A 12,008-nucleotide genomic window follows, 5' to 3' on the forward strand; every position below is an offset into this window, starting at 1 on the left:
GGCTAGCTCCGCGCAAAGCTGTCGAGATAGCGCAGCGCCAGGGATGCCTCGCTCTCCGGGCTGGCCGCGAGCCGCTCCGCGACATTGCGCAGGAGCCCGTCGCCCAAGAGCTCATCAAGGTCGCGCGCATCAGTCTCCACCGACAATCCCTGATCTTTGAGACGCAGATAAGCCACCCGTGCCCTTTGCTCTTCGAGGAACCTGGTCAGAGCGCCGCTTTCTGAAAGGGAGAGGACACCGGAGATCTCGAGCCGGACCAGTGTTCTGTCGAGGGCAGCATCAGCGGGGAAGATATCAGCCAGCTTCTGGACCGGGTCGTCACCTGGGAGGAAGGCAGCTTCCGCCATGCGCCAGCGGAACTGCGCCGTCGCGTGGCGCTGGGGAGCGTCGGGCTGGTCTGTGTCGACGATAAGCGCGTAGCCTTGGTTATTGTTTCGGAACCGGTCCGGTTCGGGCGTGCCGGAATAGAAGGTCCGCTCCCCTGCCCTTTTCATCCCGTGCCAGTCGCCGAGCGCGAGGTAACGGAGCCCCGCACGATCCGCGCGGTCCGGCGCGATCAGCATAGCGCTCTCAGCGTTTTCCTTGATGTCCTCGGTCCCGGCATGGGCGAGGCCGATACGAAGAGCCCCTTCCGGGGTCTCCATCCTGTCGAGATCGGCACTCAGGTCACGGCCAGGCCTCTTCGTCGGCCAGGGCGCGGGGAGGACGAAGACGCCCTCCTCCAGCTGGTGCGGTCTCGCCTCAAGAAGAAGGTGTACATTTTCCGGCACGCCCATCTCCTGAAGGCGCTGCCACAGTCCCTCGGCGCCAGCAGGGTCGTGGTTCCCCGGCATGAGCCAGAACTGGAGGTCACTCGCCGCCCGCATCCGGTCGAGGGGTCGTCGCAGGCTCTGATCGGACGGCGCCATCTGGTCCCAGACGTCACCGGCGACGAGCACATGCGTGACGCCTTCCTCCCGCGCCAAAGCCGCCAGTGTCTCGATGATCGACAGCCGCGCATCCTTCAGCTGGCCCCTCAGTTCGGCATCGAAACGAGCGAAGGGGCGCCCCAGCTGCCAGTCAGCCGTATGGAGGAACCGGAAGCCCATCAGTTGGGCAGCGGGTTCCGCTTGGCGTAGGTGGAGAAGAAAGCGAGAAACGCAGCATCGGGCCGACGTGGAGCTTCCTTGCCTTCGGCCCAGCGCTTCCACTCCTCGAGGACACCGTACTTGTCGTAGCCGGGGAAGAGCCGGCTCGCCTGCTCAAGTGCGTAAGAACTCACTTCGAGATCCGCGATCTCGGCAGGCTCCGCCACGGGCAGTGCCTTGGGCTGGGATGTCTGATCGGCAGGGAGCTTCACCTCCACCCGCCGAGCGCTCGCCCGCGGCCTGCCCTTGGGCCGGAAGAGCACCATAGGATTGCGCTTCGAGATGGCTGAGCCAAACCCTGCGCTCGAAATCATCCGCGCGCCGTCAGAATGGGGATCATCGACCACCACCAGGTCATATTCAGGAATAGGCTGGCGCACTTCGATTTCGCGAAGGGCCGATTTGAACTTCGCCATGCGGTCTTCTGAGCCCACCTTCTTCTGGAGCTTCGCGAGCCCAATGTGGAAAAACCGCTGTTGCCCGCAATGCACCCGCGCCAACTCGTAGAGCCTGCGCTCAATCGGCGAAAGCTGAAAATAATTCGAGTCATAGGTCAGAATCTTCTGATCCTTGATAAGCGCGCGATAGAGCCAGTCGCATAAGCGGACTTTCACCCGGTTGAGACGTTTTCCACCGTCAGCCGTCTTCGTGTAGCTCATCTTGGCTTCCGAGACCCACGAGAAGAAGCCGTCCTCGCCCTCTCCGCCTGCCTCTATGTTTGTCTTGATCTGCGTGCCCTGCAGACGCTCGAGCGCGCCGTGGATCCGCTGGTAGCTGCGGGCTGAGCGGTTGCCGCCGATCACCCGGAGGAAGTCGTGGGCAGTGAAGCTATATTCCTGGCTCGGGGTCTGCTGGCTCTTCATCTGGCTGACGAGAAGGCTCGCGATATAGAGGAGGATCTCCTTGTCGTAGATCGTGGCGACCCCGGTCTGGCTGGGACGAACTTCGATCGAGACATAGTCGTCGGCGTAGGTGATGGGCTGCATGCGCCGGCCCTTCGAGAGCGCGAAGAACGGAAACGCCATCACTGAGCGCTCACCCTTCACCTGTCCGTGGAGGGGGCTATCGAGTTCCGCCAGTGTCATCTGCTCGGCCATCGCGTCCTGTCTCTTCTACCGCTCAAAGGTCTGGCATTCGCGCCAGCGCTCACAAGAGAGTCCACGATTCGCATTCGTGCCATCGGGGATTCATCCCCAATAGCACGAGGATTCTGCCCAAGGCCGAGGTGGGGACTCGGCGCAAGCCCGCAGAATGACTGGACTTCATGCTTTCAGGGACGGTCCATGGCCAGTGTTCGTGCTTTCAGGGTCGAATCGGCGGGTTTGTCCTCGTAAGCACGAAGCTACGAAAGCGGTCTCGATTCGTACTCCTGCGAATCGTCAGCTGCGTGCTGCTGCGGAATTTTGCCTGATTGACCAAAAACCCCAGCAAACCTCTGATTAGATGGGTTAGTAGTGTTTAAAGGGTTACTGTCGGTGTAAGCGATTGAAAAGGCACGGAAGAAACCGGTATCGCTTCCGTGAAAACACGACTCTCCGTCCCCAAAGTCACGATATCCTTGTCCGTGATGACACGAGCATGATGGTGCGAAAACACGAGTCCCACGAAGCAGACTGTCCCTGAAGACACGAGGAGACTCTGCGTCTCGAATCGTGTCCCTTGCGCCCGCTGCAGTTTCTGGCACTGTCCGGTAAAATCTGCAGCGCAGCGAGGTCACCGAATGGAACAACCGAAAGCACCGGGTGCCGCCACCTTGGAGACGATTAGCCACTTGGTGACCACCGCTGACGGCATTATCGGCTCGATGCGCGATGTCGCCGATGACCGGGTGGCCGAGACGGGCCCGCGGCGTTACCGGCTGACAGAGGCCGCGCAGCTGGTCGGACGGTCGGTTGATGCGATCCGCAGGGCAGAAGCGGCTGGCGACCTGCCCAAACCAACGCTTCGTTCCTCAGGTCAACGTGCTGGCTACAGCCTCGCGGAAGTGAACCGCATGCGTGACCATTTCGGAACGAGACCCCAGCGGGCGCCTGACGATCCGCCCGTCATTCTTGCCGTCCAGAACTTCAAGGGCGGCGTTGGTAAGAGCACCATCTCCGCACATGCGGCGCAGTATTTCGCGGAGAAGGGCTATAGGGTCCTCATCGTTGACACGGACAGCCAGGCTTCGACGACGACGCTCTTTGGCTTCAACCCTGACGTTGATATCGAGACCGAGACCACGCTCCTGCCCTATCTTATTGCCGACCGGTCGGATGGCATTGGCTACGCCGTCAGGCCCACGAGGTGGGACGGTCTGGACCTCATTCCTGCCAACCTCGGCCTTTACTCGGCGGAGTACATTCTCTCCCAGCAGGTGAAGGGTGACGTCTCGCGGCTTTCGCGGCTTAAGACCGGCCTCCTCGAGGCGGCTGCGAGCTACGATATCGTCGTGATCGATCCACCCCCTGCCCTAGGCATGATCTCGCTTTCGGTGCTTCAGGCTGCGAGTGCCATCCTCATTCCGACACCGCCGAGCTCAATCGATTTCGCTTCCACGGCTGCCTATCTCGCCATGCTCGAGGAGGTCGTCGAGGCGCTGAACACCCAGACCCAGTCACCTGTCGAGTACAGCTTCGTCACCCTGCTTGCCACCAAGGTCGTGGAGCAGAAAGGCGCTCACGAGGTCATGCGCGATGTTATGGGACGCGCCTTCTCGGGCTCTATCCTTCCGACGGCCCTCCTCGATTCCGCTGAGTTTGACACGGCGTCTGTTGAGATGCGTACCGTCTTCGAAGCTTCTGGCGGTCAGTCGCGCACAGCCCGTCGCTGCCGGAACAATCTCCTTGCCGTCATGGGGGATCTTGAACGCAAAGTCCGTGAGACCTGGCCAAGCCACCGGACAAAATTGCGCGCGGAGGGAATCGCGTAATCACTGTGCACATGTGCACGGACCCATTTTGACCAAGCGTGCACATGTGCACGATGTGGAGATAGATCATGGCCCGTAAACGCGCCCGCATTCTCGCCGACGCCATCAATGCCCGCCTCGAAAACACGGAAAAGCCCGAGGCTCCAAGACGCGAATACACTGCTGAGCGCGAGAGCCTAATCTCCGAAGCGTCGGACGGCCGGCTCAAGAACGGGAAGCTCAGGCTCGTTGATCCCAAAGAGTGCCGGATGTGGGAGGGCCACAACCGTCTCTATGATCTCCTGACGCCGGAAAGCTGCTCTGACCTCATCAAATCCATCAAGGCGGTGGGCCGTCAGGAGATGCCTGCGATTGTCCGGCCGGTGCAGGGAGAAAGCTACCAGTACGAAGTGATCTGCGGCGCGCGACGACACTTCGCGATCAGCCACCTCCGCGAAGCCGAGCACCGCACCGACATTCTCTACCTTGTCGATATTCGTGACATCACGGACGAAGAGGCCTTCAGACTATCCGATCTCGAGAACCGGGAGAGGGAAGACATCTCCGATTTCGAGCGGAGCAGGGACTATGGACGTGCGCTGACTGCCTACTATGACGACAACAAGGCACTCATGGCGGAGCGCATTGGCGTCGAACGGACTTGGCTCAGCCGCTACCTGCGGATCGGGGAGCTGCCTGCGGCGATCCTCGATGCCTATGGCGATGTACGCGGTATTGGCATCCGCCATGCCGCTGAATTGTCTCCGCTTTTGGCATCCGATGCGCGATCTGCCGTTCTTGCTGAGGCGTCCCGAATTGCGGAGGAGGGCGGCGAAAGAAGTCCTGCTAAAGTGCTCGCGGCTCTCAAAGGCGCTGCGAAGGCGCCCAAGGAGAAGGACGTTCAGACCTTCTTCGATGGTGAGGGCAGGACGCTCCTTTCGTCTGAGACCCGCGCCCGGACGAAAGTGCTGACCATACCCCGGGCGAAGCTCAAGGACCGCGAGGCGCTCCTCAAAGCAATCGAAGAAGCGCTCTTCTAAGCGTCGTCCAGCCGAGCGGTCTTGTCGAGGGCGGCGTAAGCGTTCTCCAAGACCCGATCGATTTCCGACATATCCACAAGCTCTCGCGCCGGTTCGTTCTTCGTGATTTCGGGGACAACCGGCGCAGGCACATTTGCGGCGAGGTAGATCAGCCAGCGCTGCCGCGCCGTTGCGCGCTTCACAATCCCAAGGCTCTCGAGGCGCTTCAGGAGGCGCGCTGAGGCCTGGCGTGTCAGTCCTAAAGCATCACCGACATAGCGAGGGGTCAGCGCATGAGCCGTCCCTAAAAGCACGACCGCATCCCCAAGCCGGCTGTCTGAGCGGGCAGGGGGAAGTAGCGACCGCCATCTTCCAAAGTCCCGCTCGATGGACCTGAGGCGCTCATGAGCGCCCTCAAGCTCCTCGATAAGAGCAGGAACGAAGGCCATCTCCCAGCTTTCATGCCCCTCAGGCGGTAGCGCCAGCGCGGCAGAGGGCAGGGGCCAGAGGCTTGCGGCAGCGAGCCTAAGCGGTGTCTCAAGGGCGAGGTCTCCAGGAGGAAGGCCCTCCTCGGAGAGATGCCGGAGGCGATTCGTGATTTCGGGGACAGTTGCCGATGGCTCCATCGCCACCCGCGGCGACCAGAGCCGAAGCGCCTGGGTCCAGAAGCGCCTCGCTGCTGCCTCTTCGACCGACGGCATGTCTCCCGGCAGGCCCGCAGCCATGCCAAGGAGCTCAGGCGCCGAGATCGGCGCAGCACCCCGGCTGAAAAGCCGCGAGACAACCCGCGCCGTCTCGTGCGAGAGCCAGAGTGCGCGCAGGGAAGAGCGGTCGACCGCTGCGGAAAGCCGACCGATCGCAAGGCCGCAAGTCGCCCATTGGGAGGGTTCGAGTTGATCCATCGGAACCGCTATAGACGCTATCGGTTCCTCTGCCACCCCTGCGCAGGAATCTATCCAGAATCGCCTCGTGCTAACGGGGATCGCCTGCAATTCTCTTGCACTGCAATATAAAGCGTTCAAACAGAGCCTATGGACAAGCCGAGCATCAAGCCAACCAACCCGTCTTTCTCGTCCGGACCCTGCGCCAAGCGGCCAGGCTGGAGCGCCGCTGCGCTCGCCTCGCCGACTCTTGGCCGCTCCCACCGCTCCTCGATCGGCAAGGCGCGGCTCAAGGAAGCCATCGACAAGACCCGCGCCATCCTCGGCGTGCCGGACACTCACCTTATCGGCATCGTGCCCGCGTCCGACACCGGCGCTGTCGAGATGGCGATGTGGAACTTCCTCGGTGCACGGCCAGTCACGGTTGCCGCGTGGGAGAGCTTTGGCCTCGATTGGGTCAAGGATGCCGTTGACGAGCTTGGTCTTGAACCGAACGTGCTGAAGGCCGGGTACGGAGAGCTTCCGGACCTTGGGTCGGTCGACCCCGCCCACGATGTGGTTTTCACGTGGAACGGCACGACCTCGGGCGTGCGTGTTCCGAATGCGGACTGGATCTCTGACGACCGCGAGGGCCTCACCATTTGCGACGCGACGTCGGCTGCGTTTGCGCAGGACCTCCCCTGGGAGAAGCTCGATGTGGTGACCTACTCCTGGCAGAAGGTGCTGGGCGGTGAGGCGCAGCACGGTGTGCTGATCATCGGACCCAAGGCCATCGAGCGCGCCGCGAGCTACAAGCCAAGCTGGCCACTCCCCAAGATCTTCCGCATCCGGAAAGGGGAGGGGGTCAATGAAGGCATCTTCCGCGGGGAGACGATCAACACGCCGTCCATGCTGGCGGTTGAGGATTACATCGACGCACTCGACTGGTCCGAAGGGCTTGGCGGGCTCGAAGCCCTGAAAGCACGAGCGGACAAGAACCTGTCCGTGCTCGAGGCATGGGCGGCAGAGCGGGATTGGATCGACTTTCTTGCGCCCAAAAAGATCCGCTCGAACACCTCCGTATGCCTCAAGATTACCGACCCCCGCGTCGCAGGCCTGCCCGCCGATGATCAGCAGGCCTTCATCAAGGCGCTGGTCAAGACACTGGCAGACGAAGAAGCGGCCTACGACATTTCCGGCTATCGCGCGGCGCCTCCGGGGCTCCGCATCTGGTGCGGCGCGACCGTGGAAAGCGGCGACATTGAAATCCTGACGCAATGGCTCGACTGGGCCTTCGCGCAGCACGCTGACAAACTCTGACCGAACCGAAGGATCAATCTCATGGTCAAAGTCGTTATCTCCGACAAGCTGGGCGAGGATGCCGTCCGCATTCTCGAGGCCCGCAAGATCGACGTGGTCTTCAACCCGGATCTCGCCAAGGATCCCGAAGCTCTGCGTAAAGAGCTTGCCGATGCCGATGGACTGGCCATTCGGTCGGCCACCAAGGCCACGGCCGAGGTCATTGCCAATGCGCCGAAGCTGAAGGTCATCGGCCGGGCAGGGATCGGTGTCGACAATATCGATATCGATGCCGCCACCGGTGCAGGAATCGCGGTGATGAACACACCGTTCGGTAATGCCGTGACGACCGCAGAGCACGCTATCGCCATGATGTTTGCTGTCGCCCGGAAAATTCCGCAGGCGGACGCTTCGACCAAGCTGTCCAAGTGGGAGAAGTCGAAATTCATGGGCCGCGAGCTCTTCGGCAAGACCCTCGGCCTCATCGGTGCGGGGAATATTGGCGGCATCGTCGCCAGTCGCGCCCAGGGCCTGCGCATGAAGGTCATCGCTTTCGATCCCTTCCTGTCGGAAGAAAAAGCGAAGGACATGGGTGTCGAGCTGGTCTCTCTCAATGAGCTGCTGACCCGAGCCAACTTCATCAGCCTGCACACGCCCCTTAACGACAAGACGCGCAACATCATCAGCCGCGAAGCCCTCGAGGTCATTCGTCCGGGTGCGTTCATCGTGAACTGTGCCCGGGGCGGCCTGATCGATGAGGACGCGCTGGCCGAGGCTCTCGACGATGGCCGCGTCGCCGGTGCCGCGCTCGATGTGTTCCTCGAGGAACCTGCGAAAGAGCATCCGCTCTTCGATCGTGAGAACGTCGTGGTCACTCCGCACCTCGGTGCCTCGACCCAAGAAGCGCAGGAGAATGTCGCGGTTCAGATTGCCGAGCAGATCGCGGACTACCTCCTGACGGGCGCGGTTCAGAACGCCCTGAACATGCCTTCGGTCACGGCCGAGGAGGCGCCGAAGCTGAAGCCCTTCATCAATCTCGGCGAAAAGGTCGGCTCGATGGCCGGCCAGCTCTCCGAGGGCGCGATCGAGGGGATCACGGTCCGCTTCGCTGGTGCCGTCAGTGCCCTGAAGATTGACCCCATCATCTCCGGTGTCGTCTCCGCAGCCCTCAAGACGCAGCTCGCGACGGTCAACGCTGTCAACGCGACGGCCCTTGCCAAGGATAGGGGCATTTCGATCACTGAGGAGAAAACTGAAACCTCTCCCAACTTCGGCAGCACGCTGAGCGTTCGTGTGACGACTTCCGAGGGTGAGTTCGCCGTGACCGGCGCTCTCTTCGGCGGTGAACCAAGGATCGTGCGTCTCGGCGGTGTTCGTCTGGAGGCAAGCGTCTCATCTTGCATGATCTACGTTGAAAACGAGGACAAGCCGGGCTTCATCGCTGGCCTTGGTGAAGTGCTCCGTGATGCAAACATCAACATCGCGACCTTCAACCTTGGCAGGCGGGAAGAGAGCGGCGACGCTGTCGCCCTCGTTGCTCTCGACTGCGGCAAGGATGAGCCGCCGCTCGAAGCCATCCGTGCACTGCCGCAAATCAAGAAGGCTTCAACCCTGAGGTTCTGAACCTGACATGAGCCACGCTGTTCTCCTTCTCGGCCCCGGCGCTCCTGGAGCGCTCCGGGTCGCCGTGCGCAGTCTTGAGCTCTCGGTTGTCACGATGAGCGATCAGGCTGCCGAGGTTCATTTGCCCGAGGGGAACGCCGCGAAGCTGGCCAACGCGCTGCTTGAGCGCGGCGGCTTTGATGTTGGTCTCGTCCCCTTGGAAGGCCGTGAAAAGAAGCTCCTTCTCTGCGATATGGACTCCACCATGATCGGAGAGGAAAGCCTCGACGAACTGGCCGAAGCCTTTGGATTTGGAAAAAAAGTCAGAGATATCACCGAGAAGGCCATGCGTGGGGAGCTTGCCTTTGACGAAGCGCTCCGTGCACGGGTGAAACTCTTTGCCGGCCTCTCCATTGATGCTGCTGCCACAGCCCTGAGAGAGCGTATCACAGTCAATGAAGGCGCGGATATCCTTGTGCGGACGATGGTCGCACGGGGAGCGAGGGCTGCGCTGGTGACAGGCGGTTTTGATATCTTTGCGGCTCCTGTCGGGGAGAAGCTCGGTTTCCATGATGTCTATGCCAATCGCCTGCGGTCAGCAGACGGAGTGCTTTCAGGCGAGGTGGCCGAGCCGATCCTTGGGCCTAATGCGAAGAAGGCCCGGCTTGATGATCTTTGTGCCGAACTTTCGCTGGAGCCTTCGGATGTGGTGGCCGTTGGTGATGGTGCCAATGATAAGGCGATGATTGAGGCGGCGGGGCTTGGTATTGGCTACAGGCCCAAGCCGGTTCTGGCGAAGGCTTCGGACGCTGTTCTTCAGCATGCTGATCTGACGGCTATTCTTTCACTTCAGGGTGTTCCGCAGGCTGACTGGGTGATGCCCTGAACCTGAGGGCGATGTGCCCAAGTGCGAAGGCCGCTGCTCCGCCCGCAAGGGCGTAGAGGAAGGCGCCCGGAACCCCTGCGATCCAGTCGAGCCAGGCCGTGAGCGCTAGCGAGGTGGCGAGGGCCATGAGGATCGGGATGCGCCCGCCCTTTGGCATCAGGAGCCCGACCAGCACCGGAATGACGAGAAGGCCGACAATGCCTTCGCCGGTGAGGACAATGGCCCTGATTGAGTCGCCGCCTGCCGCGACGGCGAGGGCGGCGACGGCGGCGCAGGCTGAGACCGTCCGTGCCATGACGAGGCGGGCTTTGCCGTTCGTCTCGGGACGCAGCTTTGCCAGCACGTTCTCCGTCGCCACTGCGGACACCGCAAGGAGGGCGCTATCGACCGATGAGAGGATCGCCGAGACCATGGCCCCGGCGATGATAACATAGAGCCAGGCGGGGAGGAGTGTCTTCGCAAGCGAGGTGAAGAACCCATCTCCATCGGCAAGCTCCAACCCGAGACCCGGACCGATGAGGCCCAAGGTAACAGGGATCATCCCGACCAAGAGGAAGAGACCTGCCCCGAGAAGCGTTCCACGCCGGGCAACCTCCGGGGATCTCGCGCCGAGGGTTCTGGCGATGACTTCCTGACTGACGATCGTGCCGAGGATCGGCAGGGACCAAAGCTCAATCCTCGTGAGCCAGCCCTCGCCCTCCTTTTTCATGGAGAGCGAGCCTTCGGGGATGGCGGAAAACGCGCCGCCAACTCCGCCTGCCTCCCTGAACACAAGGACGAGGAGGATCAGCAGCACGAGGATGATAACCCCGCCCTGCAGGACGTCGGTAACAACGTCGCCTTTGAGGCCGCCGACCCATGCGTAGGTGAGGACGATTCCCGTGCTGACGATGAGCATGAGGCCTGTGCCGAGCCCCGTCGCCTCCGACAGGATGACGGCGAGGGCGCTGAGCTGGGCGGCGGCCCAGACGGTGGCGCTCATGGCCGTGAAGAGGGCGGCCGCGACCTCTACATGCGGGCCGAACCTCGAGCCTAAGAAGCTGGCGAGGGTCATGTGGCCTTCGGACCTCAGGCGGAAGGCGATGAAGGTGCCGAGGACCACGAGGCCTAGCGCGTATCCGAAGGGCTCGACCCTTGCGCCGGCGAGGCCATCGGCTGCGACTTCGGCGGAGGTGGCGATGACGGTTTCGGCTGCGAACCATGTGGCGAAGACGGAGAAGGCGATGGGCCAGACGCCGAGGGTTCGCCCAGCGACAAGGTAGTCCTCGTCGGTCTTGGTGCCCCTCGCGGCCCAGGCGGCGATGGCGATCTGGAGGAGGACGTAGGCCCCGAGGAACAGCGCGGTCATGGGCGGGGAGATTGCCCGGTGCCGGGAGGCGCGCAAGCGAAAATCTCAGGACCTGAACGGAGCTGGGAGCCTTGCGATTCTACTGTGAACTGCGGGTTGGGAGGGTAAGTGTCCGGTGTGTGCTCAGGAAAAGGCTGCACGTGGGGCATGTATTGATGATGCCGGTGCACGGTGCGCTTAAGGAAAGTCTTAGGAATTATCACGGCTGCGTGATAGCGTTTCAGAGACCTTGGGGGTTCTTATGAAGAAGTCGCTGTTTTCCGCTCTCTTTTCTGTTGGCGCTTTGAGTGCTGCGGCCTCTGCTGCGCCGATCTCGAATGCTTCGAGCGGCATTGCGAATGCTGACCAGACGATCACGTTTGACGAGGTGGCGCTGGCGCCGGGGACGGTGGTCACGGACCAGTACGAGGCGCTGGGCGTCACGTTTTCGCCGAACCTTTTCTACATCGAGAACTTCAGCAACCGTCCGAACCTTGATGATCCGGGGCTTGCTAGCTTTGGCAGCTCGGGCACGCTGACGACGTACACGATCAACTTTACCGATGCGGTGAGCGCGGCGAGCCTCGCTTTCTCCGCAAATTTCGGGAATTTCACCTTCACGGCGCTTGATGGCGGCTCGACGGTGGAGAGCTTCAACTTCGATGCGGGGTTCAGCTCGACGACGGCGTTCTTCGGCTTCGAAGGGATCGTGTTTGACGCGATTGAGATCCAGAGCAGCAACGCCTTCACGATCATCGACAATCTCTCCTATTCGGAGGTGCCGGTTCCTGCGGCGCTTCCGATCTATCTCGGCGGTCTGGCTGTAGGCGGAGTGATCATGCGTCGCCGGAAGAAGGCGCGGGCGGCGTAAGGCCCTTCAGGCAAGGGTAATCCTCAGCCTGCGGAAGAGCAGGACTGTCGTCTGACATGGGAAGCCCGGGCGCGACTTCGGTCGCGCTCTTTTTTGTTATGTGCGCTGGCCGAAGCCGCGCCCGGCG

At 61.9% G+C, this 12,008-nt stretch carries 10 protein-coding genes; 6 read left to right on the forward strand and 4 right to left on the reverse strand.

The features are described 5' to 3' along the window. Nucleotides 1-2 precede the first annotated feature (2 nt). Nucleotides 3-1,088: a metallophosphoesterase family protein gene (locus HK107_RS13645; protein WP_173200730.1), complete on the reverse strand. Its 1,086-nt coding sequence runs from the start codon at nt 1,086-1,088 to the stop codon at nt 3-5. Further along, the gene (locus tag HK107_RS13650; protein ID WP_173200732.1) at nt 1,088-2,224 is read right to left on the reverse strand and encodes a replication initiator protein A; all 1,137 of its coding nucleotides are present in this window, start codon (nt 2,222-2,224) and stop codon (nt 1,088-1,090) included. The genes HK107_RS13645 and HK107_RS13650 overlap by 1 nt, the downstream gene beginning before the upstream one ends. A 623-nt stretch (nt 2,225-2,847) precedes the next feature. On the opposite strand from HK107_RS13650, the gene HK107_RS13655 reads away from it, so the two are divergent. Together HK107_RS13655 and HK107_RS13660 are read left to right on the forward strand one after the other, a co-directional pair. Next, nucleotides 2,848-4,038 carry an AAA family ATPase gene (locus HK107_RS13655; protein WP_173200734.1) on the forward strand — a complete coding sequence of 397 codons (1,191 nt, stop codon included), beginning with the start codon at nt 2,848-2,850 and terminating at the stop codon, nt 4,036-4,038. Between the two features lie 68 nt (nt 4,039-4,106). Further along, on the forward strand, nt 4,107-5,057 hold the full coding sequence (locus HK107_RS13660) for a ParB/RepB/Spo0J family partition protein (protein WP_173200736.1): 951 nt from the start codon (nt 4,107-4,109) through the stop codon (nt 5,055-5,057). Here HK107_RS13660 and HK107_RS13665 read toward each other — a convergent pair. Beyond that, nucleotides 5,054-5,938 (reverse strand): MarR family transcriptional regulator, encoded by an 885-nt coding sequence (locus tag HK107_RS13665; protein WP_173200738.1) that lies wholly within the window; start codon nt 5,936-5,938, stop codon nt 5,054-5,056. The genes HK107_RS13660 and HK107_RS13665 overlap by 4 nt on opposite strands. Before the next feature lie 129 nt (nt 5,939-6,067). Here HK107_RS13665 and HK107_RS13670 point away from each other — a divergent pair, with 129 nt between their 5' ends. Genes HK107_RS13670 through serB form a run of 3 tightly spaced genes read left to right on the forward strand, consistent with a single transcriptional unit; the run spans nt 6,068 to nt 9,683 of the window. After that, complete coding sequence (locus HK107_RS13670; protein ID WP_173200740.1) at nt 6,068-7,216, forward strand: phosphoserine transaminase; 1,149 nt, start codon at nt 6,068-6,070, stop codon at nt 7,214-7,216. A gap of 21 nt (nt 7,217-7,237) precedes the next feature. After that, on the forward strand, nt 7,238-8,818 hold the full coding sequence (serA, locus tag HK107_RS13675) for a phosphoglycerate dehydrogenase (protein WP_173200742.1): 1,581 nt from the start codon (nt 7,238-7,240) through the stop codon (nt 8,816-8,818). A 7-nt stretch (nt 8,819-8,825) separates the two neighbouring features. Continuing rightward, nucleotides 8,826-9,683, forward strand: coding sequence for a phosphoserine phosphatase SerB (serB, locus tag HK107_RS13680; RefSeq protein ID WP_173200744.1), 858 nt, complete (start codon nt 8,826-8,828; stop codon nt 9,681-9,683). Here the strand turns inward: serB and HK107_RS13685 are convergent. Continuing rightward, on the reverse strand, nt 9,634-11,031 hold the full coding sequence (locus tag HK107_RS13685) for a sodium:solute symporter family transporter (protein ID WP_173200746.1): 1,398 nt from the start codon (nt 11,029-11,031) through the stop codon (nt 9,634-9,636). The two genes, serB and HK107_RS13685, sit on opposite strands and share 50 nt — an antisense overlap. A gap of 241 nt (nt 11,032-11,272) precedes the next feature. Between HK107_RS13685 and HK107_RS13690 the strand changes: the two genes are divergently transcribed. Then, entirely contained in the window at nt 11,273-11,881 is a 609-nt protein-coding gene (locus HK107_RS13690) for a VPLPA-CTERM sorting domain-containing protein (RefSeq protein ID WP_173200748.1), read from the forward strand. Nucleotides 11,882-12,008: the final 127 nt, after the last annotated feature.

The sequence above is a fragment of the Parvularcula mediterranea genome, assembly GCF_013085255.1.
GTDB classification, from domain to species: Bacteria; Pseudomonadota; Alphaproteobacteria; order Caulobacterales; family Parvularculaceae; genus Parvularcula; species Parvularcula mediterranea.